The following is a 17,289-nucleotide window of genomic DNA, read 5'->3' as shown; positions in this document are numbered from 1 at the left end:
CTGTCGGTCCGTGTATCCGGCATGCAGGGGGTGTCGCGGCGGATCACGGGGGTAGTGGCCGATGTTCTCTCGACGAGATTAGTCCGCGCCCGCACGGGGGTTCGCAGCCACCGGAGTTGAGCCCTCATCACGGAGTGAAACCGGGCGTGGACGCACCGAAAACCCGACAGTGGAAGGATTAGTGCAGCGTTTCATCAATCAGGACACAAGGGCACCTCGACAACGTTCGCCAGGCACCCGGCAGCACAGCCGGGCCCCTCTGTCGACCCCTGGTCGCGTGGGGAACATCACACAGAAGGTTCTGCCGATAGCTGCCTGAATTCGGCCATCCGGAACAGCGGCAATTCCCTCCCTACGCGTCCTCGCGTTGCCTCGCGCGGTGGTTCCCGGAATTGCCGCGTTAACGCCACTGCACGCTGGGTGAACGGCTAACGCATTTGGGTCATCAGACCGCGCAGAAATGTCAGGTCGACGTCTTCCAGGGAGCCGACCACCGTACGCCGGGCGGCGGGGGTGATGGGCGCGACCGAGGGCACCGCGACGACGTGGCAGCCGGCGGCCTCGGCGGCGGCGACCCCGGTCGCCGTGTCCTCGACGACGGCGCACCGGGCCGGGTCCACGCCGAGTCCGGCCGCGGCGGCCAGGTACGGGTCGGGGTGGGGCTTGGTGCGCGGCACCTCGTCGCCGGCGACGGTGAGACCGAAGTGCTGGGCGCCCAGCGAGGTCAGCACGCGGTCGATGATGCGCCGGTGCGAGGCGGACACCAGGGCCGTGGGGATCTCGTGCGCGGAGAGCTCCGCGAGCAGCCGGGCGGCTCCCGGCATGAGCGGCAGGGTGCGGCCGATGCGCTTCTCGAAGCCGTCGTTGAGCAGCACGCTGAGTTCGGCGAGCGAGATGCCCGCCCCGGTGGCCTCGATCAGGAATCCGGCGCTGCGGCTCATGGGGCCGCCGACGACCACGTGGCGCCAGGATTCGTCGAGGGTGTGGCCGAGGGAGGCGAAGACCTCGACCTCGACGTCCCACCAGAAGCCCTCGGTGTCCACGAGGGTGCCGTCCATGTCGAGGAGCACGGCCTGCAGGGCTGAGCCTTCGGCCGTACGGGTTCCGAGCGCGGGGACCGTACTGGTCATCCACGTACCTCCTTGAGGGACGATCAGGCCGGTTCCCACGAAGGGAACCGGCCTGCAATGGACCGACCAGTGTACGTCGTGCGGGACGGGAACGCCGGATGTGGCCTGTGGAGCGGGTACCGAGCGCCTCAGCGGGCGTTGAAGTACTTCGCCTCCGGGTGGTGGATCACGATGGCGTCGGTGGACTGTTCGGGGTGGAGCTGGAACTCCTCGGACAGGTGGACGCCGATGCGTTCCGGCTGGAGCATGTCGGCGATCTTGGCGCGGTCCTCCAGGTCGGGGCAGGCGCCGTAGCCGAGGGAGAAGCGGGCGCCCCGGTACTTCAGGGCGAACATGTCCTCCATCTGGGCCGGGTCCTCCCCGGCGAAACCGAGCTCGGAGCGCACGCGGGCGTGCCAGTACTCGGCGAGGGCTTCGGCGAGCTGGACGGACAGGCCGTGGAGTTCGAGGTAGTCGCGGTAGGCGTTGGCCTCGAACATGCGGGCCGTCTCCTCGCCGATCCGGGAGCCGACGGTGACGACCTGGAAGCCGACGACATCGGTTTCGCCGGACTCCTCGGGGCGGAAGAAGTCGGCCAGGCACAGGCGGCGGCCTCGGCGCTGGCGCGGGAAGGTGAACCGGGTGCGTTCGTTGCCCGCCTCGTCGAGGACGATCAGGTCGTCGTCCTTGGACACGCACGGGAAGTAGCCGTAGACCACGGCCGCCTCCAGCAGGTTGTCCGTCTGGAGCCGGTCCAGCAGGCCGCGCAGCCTCGGCCGTCCCTCGGTCTCGACCAGTTCCTCGTACGAGGGGCCCTCGCCGGTACGGGCCTGCTTCAGGCCCCACTGGCCCTTGAAGAGGGCGCCCTCGTCCAGCCAGGACGCGTACTCCTTGAGCTGGATGCCCTTGACCACGCGCGTGCCCCAGAACGGCGGGGTGGGCACGGGGTTGTCGGTGGCGACGTCGGAGCGGACGTGGCCCTCCTCGGGGCGCTCCTCGATCTCCACGGTGGCGGCGCGGACCCGCCGTTGGCGCAGTTCGGGCAGTTTCGCGCCGGGCACGCCCCGCTTGATGCCGATCAGGGCGTCCATCAGGCGCAGGCCCTCGAAGGCGTCGCGGGCGTAGCGGACCTCGCCGTCGTAGATCTCGTGGAGGTCCTGCTCGACGTAGGCGCGGGTGAGGGCCGCGCCGCCGAGGATCACGGGGTAGTCGGCGGCCAGCTTGCGCTGGTTGAGCTCCTCCAGGTTCTCCTTCATGATCACGGTGGACTTGACCAGCAGTCCGGACATGCCGATGACGTCGGCGCGGTGTTCGTCGGCGGCTTCCAGGATCGCGGAGACGGGCTGTTTGATGCCGAGGTTGACGACGTTGTAGCCGTTGTTGGACAGGATGATGTCGACGAGGTTCTTGCCGATGTCGTGCACGTCGCCGCGGACGGTGGCCAGCACGATGGTGCCCTTGCCGTCGTCGTCGGTCTTCTCCATGTGCGGCTCCAGGTGGGCCACCGCGGTCTTCATGACCTCGGCGGACTGGAGCACGAACGGCAGCTGCATCTGGCCGGAGCCGAACAGCTCACCGACCACCTTCATGCCGTCCAGGAGGGTCTCGTTGACGATGTCGAGGGCCGGACGCTGGGTCAGGGCCTCGTCCAGGTCGGCCTCGAGGCCGTTCTTCTCACCGTCGATGATGCGGCGCTTGAGGCGCTCGTCCAGCGGCAGCGCGGCCAGTTCCTCGGCCCGGCCCGCCTTGAGGGACTTGGTGGTGGCCCCCTCGAAGAGCGCCATGAGCTTCTGCAGCGGGTCGTAGCCCTCACGGCGGCGGTCGTAGATCAGGTCCAGGGCCGTGGTGACCTGCTCCTCGTCGAAGCGGGCGATCGGCAGGATCTTCGACGCGTGCACGATCGCCGAGTCCAGACCGGCCTTCACGCACTCGTCCAGGAAGACGGAGTTGAGCAGGATGCGGGCGGCCGGGTTCAGGCCGAAGGAGATGTTCGACAGACCGAGGGTGGTCTGCACGTCCGGGTGGCGCCGCTTGAGCTCGCGGATGCCCTCGATGGTGGCGACGCCGTCGCCGCGGGACTCCTCCTGGCCGGTGCAGATGGTGAAGGTCAGGCAGTCGATCAGGATGTCGGACTCGTGGACGCCCCAGTTCCCGGTCAGGTCGTCGATCAGCCGTTCGGCGATCTCCACCTTCTTCTCGGCGGTGCGGGCCTGGCCCTCCTCGTCGATGGTCAGCGCGATCAGCGCCGCCCCGTGCTCCCGCGCCAGCTTCGTGACCTTCGCGAACCTCGACTCCGGGCCGGCGCCGTCCTCGTAGTTCACCGAGTTGATCACCGCACGCCCGCCGAGCTTCTCCAGCCCGGCGCGCAGGACGTCGACCTCGGTGGAGTCCAGCACGATCGGGAGGGTGGAGGCGGTCGCGAAACGGCCGGCGAGCTCCTCCATGTCGGCGACGCCGTCGCGGCCCACGTAGTCCACGCACAGATCCAGCATGTGCGCGCCCTCGCGGATCTGGTCGCGGACCATCTCCACGCAGTCGTCCCAGCGGCCCTCCAGCATGGCCTCGCGGAACTTCCTCGACCCGTTGGCGTTCGTCCGCTCGCCGATCGCGAGATAGGAGGTGTCCTGCCGGAACGGCACGCTCTGGTAGAGGGAGGCCGCGCCCGCCTCGGGGCGCGGGTGACGCTCGGTGGGGGCGGTGCCCCGTACCCGCTCCACGACCTGGCGAAGGTGCTCGGGTGTGGTGCCGCAGCAGCCGCCGACCAGGGAGAGGCCGTACTCGCGTACGAAGGTCTCCTGCGCGTCGGCCAGTTCGGGTGCGGTCAGCGGGTAGTGGGCGCCGTTCTTGCCCAGGACCGGCAGACCTGCGTTGGGCATGCAGGACAGCGGGATCCGGGAGTGGCGGGCGAGGTAGCGCAGGTGCTCGCTCATCTCGGCCGGGCCGGTCGCGCAGTTCATGCCGATCATGTCGATGCCGAGCGGCTCCAGCGCGGTCAGCGCGGCGCCGATCTCCGAGCCCAGCAGCATCGTGCCGGTCGTCTCCACGGTCACCGAGCAGATCACCGGCAGGTCGAGGCCCAGGGCGTCCAGGGCGCGCCGGGCGCCGAGCACGGAGGCCTTGGTCTGCAGCAGGTCCTGTGTCGTCTCCACCAGAAGCGCGTCCGCGCCGCCCGCGACCAGGCCCTCCGCGTTGCGCTGGTAGGCGTCCCGCAGAAGGGTGTACGGGGCGTGGCCGAGGGTGGGGAGCTTGGTGCCGGGGCCGATGGAACCGAGCACCCAGCGTTGCCGGCCGTCCCGCGCGGCGAACTCGTCGGCGACCTCGCGGGCCACCCGGGCGCCGGCCTCCGAGAGCTCGTGGACACGCTCGGGAATGTCGTACTCGGCCAGCGCGGAGTGGTTGGCCCCGAAGGTGTTGGTCCCCACACAGTCGACGCCGGCGGCGAAGTACTCCTCGTGCACCGAGCGCACGATGTCCGGGCGGGTCTGGTTCAGGACCTCGTTGCACCCCTCCAGCTGCTGGAAATCGTCCAGCGAGGGATTCTGCGCCTGGAGCATGGTGCCCATCGCGCCGTCGGCGACCACCACACGGGTGGCGAGCGCCTCGCGGAGGGCGGACACACGGGTCCGGGTGTCGGCGGACGGGGTGGACGGCGACGAGGCCATGAAGGGGCTCCCTAGGATGCGACGGCTGTCGGCTTTGCGCTGCCCGGTGCCGTCCGCGGGGAACGTCCGGGGGAGAACGCACGCCGCCAGGGTAGCCGGGACCGGGGAGTGATGGTCGAGGCGTCCACGAGACGGACTAGTGCGGCGGGGGCGGATGCCCGCCGAAGGGGTGACCTTTCGGCCCCGAAACGGTCCCCTGAAACGGCCCGGGGAGGCCGGGACGAGCCAGGGACGGACCGGAAACGACCGGGGACGCGGCGACATGACGGCCCCGGGGACGGGACGCCACGGGCCCAGGAACGAGGCGGTGACGGGACAGCCACGGGCCGGAAACGAGACGGCGACGGGTCCGGGGACGATTCGGGCACGGGTCGGGAGCGGCCACCCGGAAGCGGGCCCGGGGCAGGCGGCGTCCGCCCCTCCCCGGCCGCCACCGGAGGGACGGTCCGGGCCACCGGGACGTGGCCGAAGTGCGACAGTTGCCCGCCGACCATTAGCGGGAGGTCGGCATGGACCGGTATTGTTCGGCATTGCCGAACGACGTCAGCGACGCCGAGGTCGGCAGTCGAAGGGGACGGAGGCAGTACGTCGATGGCACGGAACATCCAGTCGCTCGAACGGGCGGCCGCGATGCTGCGCCTGCTCGCGGGCGGCGAGCGGCGGCTCGGCCTGTCGGACATCGCCTCGTCGCTGGGCCTGGCCAAAGGCACCGCCCACGGCATCCTGCGCACCCTCCAGCACGAGGGCTTCGTCGAGCAGGACGACACCTCCGGGCGCTACCAGCTGGGCGCGGAGCTGCTGCGCCTGGGCACGACGTACCTCGACGTGCACGAGCTGCGGGCGCGCGCCCTGGTGTGGACGGACGACCTGGCCCGGTCGAGCGGGGAGAGCGTCCACCTCGGCGTCCTGCACCAGCAGGGCGTCCTGATCGTGCACCACGTCTTCCGGCCCGACGACAGCCGGCAGGTGCTGGAGATCGGGGCCATGCAGCCGCTGCACTCCACGGCGCTCGGCAAGGTGCTGTCGGCGTACGACCCGGTCGCGCACAGCGAGGCGCTGGAGGCCGACCGCAAGGCGTACACGGACCGGACCGTCTGCGAGCCGGACGGGTTCGAGCACATCCTGGACATCACGCGCGCGCGTGGCTACGCGGCCGACGTCGAGGAGACCTGGGAGGGCATCGCGTCCATCGCGGCCCCCATCCACGACCGCAGGCGCATGCCGGTCGGCGCGGTCGGCATCACCGGGGCCGTGGAACGGCTGGGCCGGGACGGTGAGCTGCGGCCCGAGCTGGTCGCGGCGGTACGGGACTGCGCCCGCGCGGTGTCGCGGGACCTGGGCGCCGGGCGGTTCTAGCCGGCCGGGCACGCGGAGACGGTGCGGGACAACGAAGGCCGGAACGCCGAACGCGTTCCGGCCTTCGTCGCCTTCGGCGTTCCCGGCGGAGCACACCGCGCCCAGCTCCACGCGCCCAGGACCACACGCCCCAGACCACGCGCCCAAGATCGATAGTCCACGACGATCAATAACGATCGTGTTTTCGATAACAGGGCTCTTGACGCATACGTGACGCCGGGACGAGACTCGCGTCCATCGGTCGGCATTGTCGAACACCTACCGGCAATACGCGTTAGAGTGTGACAACGCCAAGGGCCGCCATCGCTCTCACACCGAGGGCGCCGGAACACCCGGAGGGACCCGGGGGTTCGGCATTCCCTGGACGAAGGACAAAGGAGTCGCGGGTGTCCAGCTCCGACATCTTCATCGGCGAGACCATCGGTACCGCCATACTCATCCTGCTCGGCGGCGGCGTCTGTGCCGCCGTGACACTCAAGGCCTCCAAGGCCCGAAACGCCGGCTGGCTCGCCATCGCCTTCGGCTGGGGCTTCGCCGTCATGACGGGGGCGTACATCTCGACCCCCCTGTCCGGCGCCCACCTCAACCCGGCCGTGACGGTCGGCATCGCGATCAAGGACGGCGAGTGGGGCAACGTCCCCACCTACTTCGCCGGTCAGATCCTCGGCGCCATGATCGGCGCGGTCCTGGTCTGGATCGCCTACTACGGCCACTTCCAGGCCCACCTGACCGACCCGGAGATCGTCGGCGCGCCCGGCACGCGGGACACCCCGGCCAAGGCCGTCGAGGCCCAGGAGAAGGGCGCCGGCCCGGTGCTGGGCGTCTTCTCCACCGGGCCCGAGATCCGGAACGTGGTGCAGAACCTCGCCACCGAGATCATCGGCACCTTCGTCCTGCTGCTCGCCATCCTCACCCAGGGCCTGAACGACGAGGGCAACGGCCTCGGCACCCTGGGCGCCCTGATCACCGCGTTCGTGGTGGTTTCGATCGGCCTCTCCCTCGGTGGTCCGACCGGCTACGCGATCAACCCGGTCCGCGACCTCGGGCCGCGCATCGTGCACGCCCTGCTGCCCCTGCCCAACAAGGGCGGTTCCGACTGGTCCTACGCCTGGGTCCCGGTCGTCGGTCCGCTGATCGGCGGCGCGATCGCCGGAGGTGTCTACAACGTCGCGTTCGCCTGAGCGGACATCCGCTCGGCCATCATCGAGCCACAGCACACGCGCCGTACGCACCGACCACCACACCACGGAAACCCAGGAGCACACCGTGACCGACGCCCACACCGCAGGCCCCTTCATCGCCGCCATCGACCAGGGCACGACCTCCTCGCGCTGCATCGTCTTCGACCGCGACGGACGCATCGTCTCCGTCGACCAGAAGGAGCACGAGCAGATCTTCCCCAAGCCGGGCTGGGTCGAGCACGACGCCACCGAGATCTGGACCAACGTCCAGGAGGTCGTCGCCTCCGCGATCGAGAAGGCCGGCATCACCCGCGACGACATCAAGGCCATCGGCATCACCAACCAGCGCGAGACCACCCTCGTCTGGGACAAGAACACCGGTGAGCCCGTCCACAACGCCATCGTCTGGCAGGACACCCGCACCGACGCACTCTGCCGGGAGCTGGGCCGCAACGTCGGCCAGGACCGCTTCCGCCGCGAGACCGGCCTTCCGCTCGCCTCCTACTTCGCCGGCCCCAAGGCCCGCTGGCTGCTCGACAACGTCGACGGTCTGCGCGAGCGCGCCGAGGCGGGCGACCTGCTCTTCGGCACCATGGACACCTGGGTCATCTGGAACCTGACCGGCGGGGTGAACGGCGGCAAGCACGTCACCGACGTCACCAACGCCTCCCGCACCATGCTGATGAACCTGCACACCATGCAGTGGGACGAGAAGATCGCCGAGTCCATCGGCGTGCCGACCCGGATGCTCCCCGAGATCCGCTCCTCCGCCGAGGTCTACGGCGAGATCACCGGCGGCCGCCTCGGCGAGCTGCTCGGCGGCATCCCGGTCGCCTCCGCGCTCGGCGACCAGCAGGCGGCCCTGTTCGGCCAGACCTGCTTCTCCGAGGGCGAGACCAAGTCGACCTACGGCACCGGCACCTTCATGCTGATGAACACCGGCGACAAGATCATCAACTCGTACAGCGGCCTGGTGACCACCGTGGGCTACCAGATCGGCGACAAGAAGCCGGTCTACGCCCTGGAGGGCTCGATCGCCGTCACCGGTTCGCTGGTGCAGTGGATGCGCGACCAGATGGGCCTGATCTCCACCGCCGCCGAGATCGAGACGCTGGCGATGCAGGTCGAGGACAACGGCGGCGCCTACTTCGTACCGGCCTTCTCCGGCCTGTTCGCCCCGTACTGGCGCTCCGACGCCCGCGGTGTGATCGCCGGCCTCACCCGGTACGTCACCAAGGCGCACCTCGCGCGCGCCGTGCTGGAGGCCACCGCCTGGCAGACGCGGGAGATCGCGGACGCCATGACCAAGGACTCCGGTGTGGAGCTGACCGCCCTCAAGGTCGACGGCGGCATGACCTCCAACAACCTGCTGATGCAGACCCTCGCCGACTTCGTGGACGCGCCCGTGGTGCGCCCGATGGTCGCCGAGACCACCTGCCTCGGCGCCGCCTACGCCGCCGGTCTCGCCGTCGGCTTCTGGAACAGCACCGACGACCTGCGCGCCAACTGGCGGCGGGCCGCCGAGTGGACCCCCCGCATGGACGCGGAGATCCGCGACCGTGAGTACAAGAGCTGGCTCAAGGCCGTCGAGCGGACCATGGGCTGGCTCGAGGACGAGGAGTAAGAACCGCAATGACCACTCAGTCCACCCTGCAGTCCGTGCCTGCCCTGGGGACGCACCCGGCCTCCGGCTCGAACCCGAGCCGGGCCGAGACCCGGGAGCAGCTCTCCAAGGCGTCGTACGACCTTCTCGTGATCGGCGGCGGCATCCTGGGCATCTCCACCGCCTGGCACGCCGCGCAGTCCGGCCTCAGGGTGGCCGTGGTCGATGCCGGCGACTTCGCCGGTGCCACCTCCTCCGCCTCCTCCAAGCTGCTCCACGGCGGACTGCGCTACCTGCAGACCGGCGCGGTGAAGCTGGTGGCGGAGAACCACTTCGAGCGCCGTGCGGTCTCCCGCCAGGTGGCCCCCCACCTGGCGAACCCGCTCACCTTCTACCTCCCGGTGTACAAGGGCGGGCCGCACGGCGCGGCGAAGCTCGGCGCCGGTGTCTTCGCGTACTCGGCGCTGTCCGCGTTCGGTGACGGCGTCGGCCACCTGCTCTCGCCGGCCAAGGCCGCGCAGGACGTGCCGGAGCTGCGCACCGACAACCTCAAGGCCGTGGCCGTGTACGGCGACGACCAGATGAACGACGCCCGCATGGCGCTGATGACCGTCCGCGCGGCGGTCGATTCGGGCGCGGTCGTCCTCAACCACGCCGAGGTCACCGGCCTGCGCTTCACCAAGGGCCGGGTGACCGGCGCCGAGCTGAAGGACCGGCTGAGCGGCGACGAGTTCGGCGTCAGCGCCCGTCTGGTGCTCAACGCCACCGGCCCCTGGGTCGACCACCTGCGCCGCATGGAGAACCCGAAGGCGGCGCCGTCCATCCGCCTCTCCAAGGGCGCGCACCTGGTGCTCAAGCGCACCGCGCCCTGGAAGGCGGCGCTGGCCACACCGATCGACAAGTACCGGATCACCTTCGCCCTCCCCTGGGAGGACATGCTGCTGCTCGGCACGACCGACGAGGAGTTCGAGGGCGACCCGGCGGATGTCGCGGTCAACGACAAGGACATAGCCCAGATCCTCGACGAGGCCGCGTTCTCCATCCGCGACCAGCAGCTCGACCGGGACCTGATCACGTACTCCTTCGCGGGTCTGCGCGTGCTGCCGGGCGGTCCCGGTGACACCGCGAAGGCCAAGCGCGAGACGGTCGTCACCGAGGGCCGGGGAGGCATGCTGTCCGTCGCGGGCGGCAAGTGGACCACCTTCCGTCACATCGGCCGCACCGTCATGCAGAAGCTGGAGGCGCTGCCGGGCCATCCGCTGGGCGACGACTTCGAGCCGATCGCCTCGCTGCCGAAGAAGCTGCCGCTGCCCGGCGTCGCCAACCCGCGCGCGGTGGCCCACCGGCTGCTGGTGGACGGCCCGGCTCCCGGCCCGCGCATGGCGGCGGACACCGCCCGGCACCTGGCCACGCACTACGGCTCGCTGGCCTTCGACATCGCGCGCCTGGCCAACGACAACCCGGAGCTGGCCGAGCGGGTGCACCCCGACGCCCCGGAGATCTGGGCGCAGGTCGTGTGGGCCCGGGACAACGAGTGGGCCGAGACGCAGGACGACGTGCTGCGCCGGCGGACGACGCTGACGATCCGCGGCCTGGCCACGGACGACGTCCGCGCCAAGGTCCAGGACCTGCTCGACAAGAAGTAGGACCCGGCCCGGCCGGGTGGGGGCGGCGGCCCGCGCCGATGGAGCCGCCGCCCCCACGCGCGTGTGCCTGGCAGGCCGCGCCGACCCCCATAATGTCGTGAGACATCGGATGTCTGAGTGGCATCTTCGAAGCACAGGGAGGTCGGCCGTGGCGGTCACCGACGAGGCCATCGAGAAGATCAAGGACATGATCGTCTCAGGCGCGCTGCGGCCCGGCGACCGGCTGCCCAAGGAGAGCGAGCTCGCCGCCGGCCTGGGGCTGTCCCGCAACTCCCTGCGCGAGGCCGTACGCGCCCTGTCCCTGATCCGGATCCTGGACGTGCGGCAGGGCGACGGCACCTACGTCACCAGCCTGGATCCGCAGCTCCTGCTGGAGGCCATCGGCTTCGTCGTCGACTTCCACCGCGACGACACGGTGCTGGAGTTCCTCGCCGTACGCCGCATCCTGGAGCCGGCCGCGACCGCGATGGCGGCCTCCCGGATCAGTGAGCGGGAACTGGACGCGCTCGGTGCCCGGCTGGACGCCCTCGGCGCCGAACCGTCGGTGGAGGAACTGGTCGCCTCCGATCTGGAATTCCACCGGGGCATCGTGGGGGCCGCCGGCAACTCGGTGCTCTGCTCCCTCCTCGACGGGCTGTCCGGCCCCACCACCCGGGCCCGTGTCTGGCGCGGGCTCACCCAGGAGGACGCGGTCGGCCGCACCCTGCGCGAGCACCGCGCGATCCTCGCCGCGCTGCGCGACCGGGACGCGGAGGCGGCGCGTTCCTGGGCGACGGTGCACATCGCGTCCGTGGAGCAGTGGCTGCGCTCCACCCTCTGATCCGGCTCCGGTCCGGCTCGATCCGGTGGTGGCGGCGGGTGTCCGGCCGCCGGGAACGGGGCAGTGATGCGTTCACTCCCCCGTGCGAGGGGGCTGCGGGCGGCCCCTCGGCACGCCGTAAGGTTGGGGGGTACGCGAGGGCACGTCGGAAGGAGGCGCTGGGTGATCGAGCTCGAGGGGGTTCCCGAGCTGGTCGACCCGGTCATGGTGGCCGCGTTCGAGGGCTGGAACGACGCCGGCGACGCCGCCTCCACCGCGGTCGCGCATCTCGACAGGGAGTGGAAGGGCGAGGTGTTCGCGGCGCTCGACGCCGAGGACTACTACGACTTCCAGGTCAACCGTCCCACGGTGTTCGTGGAGGCGGGCGTCCGCAAGATCACGTGGCCGACGACGAGACTGTCGGTGATCCGGGTCGGCGGCGACAAACCGCGTGACCTCGTGCTGGTCCGCGGTATCGAGCCGTCCATGCGCTGGCGCTCGTTCTGCAACGAGCTGCTCGGCTTCGCCCACGAGCTGGGCGTCGAGCTGGTGGTCGTCCTGGGCGCCCTGCTGGGCGACACCCCGCACACCCGTCCGGTCCCGGTCAGCGGGACCACGTCGGACGCCGACCTGGCCCGGCGGATGGATCTGGAGGAGACCAGGTACGAGGGGCCCACGGGCATCGTCGGCATCCTCCAGGAGGCGTGCACGCACGCGGGCGTACCGGCCGTGTCGCTGTGGGCCGCGGTGCCGCACTACGTGTCGCAGCCGCCGAACCCGAAGGCCACGCTGGCCCTGCTGAACCGGCTCGAGGACCTGATCGGCGTGCGCATCCCGCTGGGCGAGCTGCCCGAGGACGCGCGTGCCTGGCAGGTGGGGGTGGACCAGCTGGCCGCCGAGGACAGCGAGGTCGCCGAGTACGTCCAGTCGCTGGAGGAGGCCCGGGACACCGCGGAGCTGCCGGAGGCGTCGGGCGAGGCGATCGCCCGCGAGTTCGAGCGGTACCTGCGGCGCCGGGACGGCTCCGGTCCCGGCGGGACGGGCGGACCGGGTGGCCACGCCACGGCTGACGGCACGGACGGCGCTCCGGGGACGCCGGGGACGCCGTATCTGCGGGACAACCCCAGCGGCCGGGCCCGTCCGCCGAGGCCGCCGAAGGCAAGTGGGGACGACGAGGAGTCGTCGGAGGACTGATCCGACGAGACAGGGGCCGCTTCCCGCCGGGAAGCGGCCCCTGTCCGCGTGGTTCGCCTGTTGGTGGTCCGCCCTGACTACAGTGCTACGCCCAGCAGCGCGTCGACCGCGCGGGAGACGACGCCGGGGGCCCCGATGTCCGTACCGCCGCTCTCCTGCTGGAGCGCGGCCCAGCGGTCGACGGCGTCGAGCGCGGCCGGGGAGTCCAGGTCGTTCGCGAGGGCCTCGCGGATCTCCTCGACGAGCGCCTCGGCGGACGGGCCGTCGGGCCGGGAGACGGCCGCCCGCCAGCGCTCCAGCCGGGCGAGGGCGTCCTGAAGCACCTGGTCGGTCCACTCCCAGTCGGAGCGGTAGTGGTGGGCGAGCAGCGTGAGCCGGATGGCGGCCGGATCGACGCCCTCGCCGCGCAGCTTCGAGACGAAGACCAGGTTGCCCCTGGACTTGGACATCTTCTCGCCGTCGAGACCGACCATGCCGGCGTGGACGTACGCCTTGGCCATGGGGAACTCGCCGGTGAGCGCCTGGGCGTGCGAGGCGCCCATCTCGTGGTGCGGGAAGGCGAGGTCGGAGCCGCCGCCCTGAACGTCGAAGCCCATGCCGAGGTGGTCGAGGGCGATGGCCACGCACTCGATGTGCCAGCCGGGTCGTCCGCGGCCGAGGGAGCCGCCGTCCCAGCTGGGCTCGCCCTCCCGGGCCGCCATCCACAGCATCGGGTCGAGCGGGTTCTTCTTGCCCGGCCGGTCCGGGTCGCCGCCCCGCTCGGCGGAGAGCAGTCGCATCGCGGCGGCGTCGAGGTGGGAGACACCGCCGAAGTGGGGGTCGGACTCCACGGAGAAGTAGGTGTCGCCCTCGAGCTCGTACGCCGCGCCCCCGTCCCGCAGCCGCTCTACGAGCGGGACGATGCCGGGTATGGCCTCCACGGCGCCTATGTAGTGCCGCGGCGGCAGCATCCGCAGCGCCGTCATGTCCTCGCGGAAGAGGGCGGTCTCCTTCTCGGCGAGGGCGGTCCAGTCGACGCCGTCGCGCACGGCCCGCTCCAGCAGCGGGTCGTCCACGTCGGTGACGTTCTGGACGTAGTGAACCTGCCGCTTGGTGTCGAGCCACACGCGCTGCACGAGATCGAACGCGTTGTAGGTCGCCGCGTGTCCCATGTGGGTGGCGTCGTACGGCGTGATGCCGCAGACATAGATACGGGCGACGGGACCGGGGTCGAGAGTGACCAGGCCTCCGGTCGCGGTGTCGTGGATCCTCAGGTCGCGGCCCTGACCAGGCAGGGCGGGGACCTCGGAAGCGGGCCAGGCATGCATGTCATGAGCCTAACCGGACGGATGTTCCGTACACGAACCGGACCGGTCCGGATGGCCGGTAAGGCGCTCTTGCGCGGCACCGCCCGCTGTGCAGGACCACCGGCCCGCCGTACTGGCGCCGCATGCGGCCGTACTGGCTGCACCGGCCGTCGTACCGGCCGGGCGACACCGGGTGGCTACACCGGCGGCCAGGGGATGGCCGGCCACTCGCCGCTCGGTTCGGGGTGCTTGCCGGCGGCCAGCAACGCCTCCACGCGCGCGCGGGTGGCATCGAGCTCGGCCGGGGTGATGAGCGGGCCGAGCCGGACGGCCAGGGCTCCGTCGTCCGTCAGGGCCTGCCTGAGGGCGTCGAGCACCGCCAGGGCGTCCCCGGTGAGCGGGTCGCCCGCCCAGCCCCACAGCAGGGTGCGCAGCTTGTTCTCGGTGTGGAAGGTCACCCCGTGGTCGATGCCGTACAGCCGTTCATCGGCCGAGGGCAGCAGATGGCCTCCCTTGCGGTCGGCGTTGTTGATCACGGCGTCCAGGACGGCGAGCCGGCGCAGCCGCTCGTCGTCGGCGTGCACGAGCAGCGCGGTGCGGCCCTCGCCGACCTCGGCGAAGGCGACCGCCTTCCAGCCGGGGCCGGGCTCCTCGTCCTCCACCAGGGCGAGCAGTTCCGTCTCCGGTGCCGTCTCGATCCACAGCTGGCACATGCCCTCGCCGTACGGCCCGTCGCGCAGCACGGTGGGCGGCACGAGGCCCCAGCCGGTCGCCTCGGAGACCTCGTAGGCGGCGACCTCGCGCCGGGCGAGGTCGCCGTCGGGGAAGTCCCACAGGGGCCGCTCCCCGGCGACCGGCTTGTAGATGCAGGCGGCCTCGCGTCCCTCGTGCGTCACCGTGCAGTACAGCGCCGCGTTGGAGGCGTCGCGGATGCGTCCGCGTACGGTCAGCTCGCCCAGCGCGAGCAACTCGGCGGCCGCCACGTCGGTGGTCACGCTCCGCGGCGGTATCCGTTCTGGCGCGGACATACGTGTCCTTCCGGGTCGAGCGGGAGGCTGCACAGCGGGCACGGCGGCCGCCCGGCGTTGACGACGTCGAGGGCGCGCTTGGCGAAGGCCCTGGCCTGCGCGCCGGTGAGCCGCACCCGCAGCATCGGGGGGCCGTTCTCCTCGTCCTGGAGCAGCCGCTCCTCGGCCTCCGCCATGTCCTCCTCGGACTCGGCCTCCAGCTCCACGAGTGCCTGCGCCTCGACGATCATGCGCTGGTCCTCGCCGTCCCAGGCCAGCGCCATGGTGCCGACCCTGAACTCCTCCTCGACGGGGGCTTCCAGCGGGGCGGTGTCGGCGGGCTCGGTGGGAGCCATGGCGGGGACGACGGTGCTGCCGCCGCTGCGCCGTACGACCTCGTCGAGGAGTTCGTCCATGCGCTCGGCGAGGGCGGCGACCTGGGTCTTCTCCAAGGCCACGCTGGTCACCCGGGAGCCTGCGGTGGCCTGGAGGAAGAACGTACGGCGCCCGGGCAGCCCGACCGTACCGGCCACGAAACGTTCCGGTTGGTCGTAGAGGAACACCTGACGGGACACGTCCTGTCTCCATGGAAGTCGGGGGAAGCGGCGAAAGCGGGAATGCGGGGGCACTGCTGCGACCGCCTCACCCTACTGCGGCCGACGATCACGGTGCGCCCGCACCACCACCGACCGGGGCCCGGTCGCCCGGGGGCTCCTCGTGCGGGGCCAGGGAGGCGAAGTCTCCGGTGTCGCCGAGACGGACCAGGAAGGGGCGCAACCGGGTGTAGCGGATCGCGGTGACGGAGCAGGGCTCGACGGAGATCCGCTGGAAGAGGTCGAGATGCAGGCCGAGGGCCTCCGCGACGAGGGACTTGATGATGTCGCCGTGGGAGCACATCAGGTAGACGGCGTCGGGGCCGTGGTCGCGCTCCACGCGCGCGTTCCACTCGCGTACCGCCTCGGCGGCGCGGGTCTGCATCGCGCGCATCGACTCGCCGCCGGGGAACGCCGCGGCGGAGGGGTGCGCCTGGACCACCTCCATCAAGGGCTCGTCCGCCAGTTCGGCGAGCTTGCGGCCGGACCAGTCGCCGTAGTGGCACTCTCCGATCCGTTCGTCGGTGTGCGCCTTCAGCTCGGGCCGGGCGTCGAGCAGGGGGCGGATCGTCTCCTGGCAGCGCTGCAGCGGGCTGGTGACGACCTCGGAGAGCGGCAGGGCGGCGAGCCGGCCGGGCAGCGCGGCGGCCTGTGCGGCCCCGCGTTCGTCGAGGGCGACGCCGGGCGTCCAGCCGGCGAGCAGCCCCTCGGTGTTGGCGGTGGAACGTCCGTGCCTGACCAGGATCAGCGTGGGCATGCGCACAGGGTAGGCATACGGCGCGGTGCGCGGGCACCGGGGTGAGGGGAGAATGCGTTCGGTGATCGTCGACTGTGCCATCTACCGGGACGGGCGCCGCACGGACGGGCCCGAGGACCTCTCCGACGCGCTCGGCGAGGCGCGGACCGCCGGCGCCTTCGTCTGGATCGGGCTGCACGAGCCGACGGAGGAGGAGTTCGACCTGGTCACCCAGGAGTTCGGGCTGCACCCGCTGGCGGTGGAGGACGCGCTCAAGGCCCACCAGCGGCCCAAACTGGAGGTGTACGAGGACTCGCTCTTCGCCGTCCTCAAGCCGGTGGTGTACGAGCCGGAGAGCGACGCCGTCTCCACCGGCGAGCTCATGATCTTCCTGGGCGACGCGTTCGTGGTGGTCGTCCGGCACGGCGAGGGCGCCCCGCTGAAGGCCGTACGACAGCGTCTGGAGCACGAGCCCGAACTGCTCGGCAACGGGCCCACCGCGGTGCTGTACGCGATAGCGGACGCCGCCGTCGACCACTACCTGGAGGTGGCGGTCGAGCTGCAGAACGACCTGGAGGAGCTGGAGGCGGAGGTCTTCTCGCCGGACGGTGGCGGCTCCCGGCACACCGCGTCCCGGATCTACACCTTCAAGCGGCAGGTCCTGGAGTTCCGCCGGGCGACGGGTCCGCTGGCGCCGCCGCTGGCCCGGCTGGCCGGTACGGGGGCGTTCGGCGCCGGCGTGCCGTTCGTGGACGACCGGGCGCGGCCGTTCTTCCGTGACGTGAGCGACCACCTCACGCGGGTGAACGAGTCGGTGGAGGGCCTGGACCGGCTGGTCTCCGACATCCTTTCGGCCCACCTGGCTCAGACCGGCGTCCGGCAGAACGACGACATGCGGAAGATCTCCGCGTGGGCGGCCATGGCGGCGGTACCCACGATGCTCGCGGGGGTCTACGGCATGAACTTCGACCACATGCCGGAGCTGCACTGGGAGTGGGGCTACCCGGCGGTGATCGTGGTGATGGCCGCTCTGGAGGTGCTGTTGTTCCGGCTGTTCAAGCGCCGGGGCTGGCTGTAGACCGGCCAACGGGGCCGGCCGCGGATCCGCGGGAGGGGC

The 17,289-nt window shown here is 71.2% G+C and carries 13 protein-coding genes; 7 read left to right on the top strand and 6 right to left on the bottom strand.

Annotated features, from left to right (window positions below):
* Positions 1-428: 428 nt before the first annotated feature.
* Positions 429-1,130, bottom strand: coding sequence for an HAD family phosphatase (locus tag ACH4NX_RS23805; RefSeq protein ID WP_351397030.1), 702 nt, complete (start codon positions 1,128-1,130; stop codon positions 429-431).
* A 128-nt stretch (positions 1,131-1,258) separates the two neighbouring features.
* Entirely contained in the window at positions 1,259-4,771 is a 3,513-nt protein-coding gene (metH, locus tag ACH4NX_RS23800) for a methionine synthase (RefSeq protein ID WP_351397033.1), read from the bottom strand.
* A gap of 591 nt (positions 4,772-5,362) precedes the next feature.
* Here metH and ACH4NX_RS23795 point away from each other — a divergent pair.
* From ACH4NX_RS23795 to parJ, 6 genes are all read left to right on the top strand, one after another.
* The gene (locus ACH4NX_RS23795) at positions 5,363-6,127 is read left to right on the top strand and encodes an IclR family transcriptional regulator (protein ID WP_351397036.1); all 765 of its coding nucleotides are present in this window, start codon (positions 5,363-5,365) and stop codon (positions 6,125-6,127) included.
* 386 nt (positions 6,128-6,513) lie between these two features.
* Positions 6,514-7,308, top strand: a complete 795-nt coding sequence (locus ACH4NX_RS23790; protein WP_398128433.1) for an MIP/aquaporin family protein — start codon at positions 6,514-6,516, stop codon at positions 7,306-7,308.
* Between the two features lie 85 nt (positions 7,309-7,393).
* The gene (glpK, locus tag ACH4NX_RS23785) at positions 7,394-8,932 is read left to right on the top strand and encodes a glycerol kinase GlpK (RefSeq protein WP_351397042.1); all 1,539 of its coding nucleotides are present in this window, start codon (positions 7,394-7,396) and stop codon (positions 8,930-8,932) included.
* A gap of 8 nt (positions 8,933-8,940) precedes the next feature.
* Positions 8,941-10,557, top strand: a complete 1,617-nt coding sequence (locus ACH4NX_RS23780; RefSeq protein ID WP_398128434.1) for an FAD-dependent oxidoreductase — start codon at positions 8,941-8,943, stop codon at positions 10,555-10,557.
* A 148-nt stretch (positions 10,558-10,705) separates the two neighbouring features.
* Complete coding sequence (locus ACH4NX_RS23775; RefSeq protein ID WP_351397048.1) at positions 10,706-11,377, top strand: FadR/GntR family transcriptional regulator; 672 nt, start codon at positions 10,706-10,708, stop codon at positions 11,375-11,377.
* Positions 11,378-11,539: 162 nt separating this feature from the next.
* Positions 11,540-12,550: a filament polymerization regulator ParJ gene (gene parJ / locus ACH4NX_RS23770; protein ID WP_351397050.1), complete on the top strand. Its 1,011-nt coding sequence runs from the start codon at positions 11,540-11,542 to the stop codon at positions 12,548-12,550.
* 77 nt (positions 12,551-12,627) lie between these two features.
* Here parJ and mshC read toward each other — a convergent pair whose 3' ends face one another.
* From mshC to ACH4NX_RS23750, 4 genes are all read right to left on the bottom strand, one after another.
* Positions 12,628-13,857, bottom strand: a complete 1,230-nt coding sequence (gene mshC / locus ACH4NX_RS23765; protein WP_398128435.1) for a cysteine--1-D-myo-inosityl 2-amino-2-deoxy-alpha-D-glucopyranoside ligase — start codon at positions 13,855-13,857, stop codon at positions 12,628-12,630.
* Between the two features lie 176 nt (positions 13,858-14,033).
* Positions 14,034-14,864 (bottom strand): SCO1664 family protein, encoded by an 831-nt coding sequence (locus ACH4NX_RS23760; protein ID WP_351397056.1) that lies wholly within the window; start codon positions 14,862-14,864, stop codon positions 14,034-14,036.
* Positions 14,828-15,418, bottom strand: a complete 591-nt coding sequence (locus ACH4NX_RS23755; RefSeq protein ID WP_398128436.1) for a DUF3090 domain-containing protein — start codon at positions 15,416-15,418, stop codon at positions 14,828-14,830. The genes ACH4NX_RS23760 and ACH4NX_RS23755 overlap by 37 nt, the downstream gene beginning before the upstream one ends.
* A gap of 88 nt (positions 15,419-15,506) precedes the next feature.
* The gene (locus ACH4NX_RS23750) at positions 15,507-16,193 is read right to left on the bottom strand and encodes a histidine phosphatase family protein (protein WP_345591384.1); all 687 of its coding nucleotides are present in this window, start codon (positions 16,191-16,193) and stop codon (positions 15,507-15,509) included.
* A 61-nt stretch (positions 16,194-16,254) separates the two neighbouring features.
* Here ACH4NX_RS23750 and corA point away from each other — a divergent pair, with 61 nt between their 5' ends.
* The gene (gene corA / locus ACH4NX_RS23745; protein ID WP_351397063.1) at positions 16,255-17,250 is read left to right on the top strand and encodes a magnesium/cobalt transporter CorA; all 996 of its coding nucleotides are present in this window, start codon (positions 16,255-16,257) and stop codon (positions 17,248-17,250) included.
* The last annotated feature ends 39 nt before the right edge of the window (positions 17,251-17,289 follow it).

Origin of the sequence: Streptomyces sp. NPDC017225 (genome assembly GCF_044331465.1) — a bacterium.
Taxonomy (GTDB): Bacteria; Actinomycetota; Actinomycetes; order Streptomycetales; family Streptomycetaceae; genus Streptomyces.
This window is presented reverse-complemented; position numbering and strand designations above follow the sequence as displayed.

Bases quoted from the DNA above. Each gene is read 5' to 3' on its own strand.
- metH (WP_351397033.1), bottom strand. From the start codon at position 4,771: ATGGCCTCGTCGCCGTCCACCCCGTCCGCCGACACCCGGACCCGTGTG.
- ACH4NX_RS23795 (WP_351397036.1), top strand. From the start codon at position 5,363: ATGGCACGGAACATCCAGTCGCTCGAACGGGCGGCCGCGATGCTGCGC.
- ACH4NX_RS23780 (WP_398128434.1), top strand. From the start codon at position 8,941: ATGACCACTCAGTCCACCCTGCAGTCCGTGCCTGCCCTGGGGACGCAC.
- ACH4NX_RS23750 (WP_345591384.1), bottom strand. From the start codon at position 16,193: ATGCCCACGCTGATCCTGGTCAGGCACGGACGTTCCACCGCCAACACC.
- mshC (WP_398128435.1), bottom strand. From the start codon at position 13,857: ATGCATGCCTGGCCCGCTTCCGAGGTCCCCGCCCTGCCTGGTCAGGGC.
- ACH4NX_RS23805 (WP_351397030.1), bottom strand. From the start codon at position 1,130: ATGACCAGTACGGTCCCCGCGCTCGGAACCCGTACGGCCGAAGGCTCA.
- ACH4NX_RS23760 (WP_351397056.1), bottom strand. From the start codon at position 14,864: ATGTCCGCGCCAGAACGGATACCGCCGCGGAGCGTGACCACCGACGTG.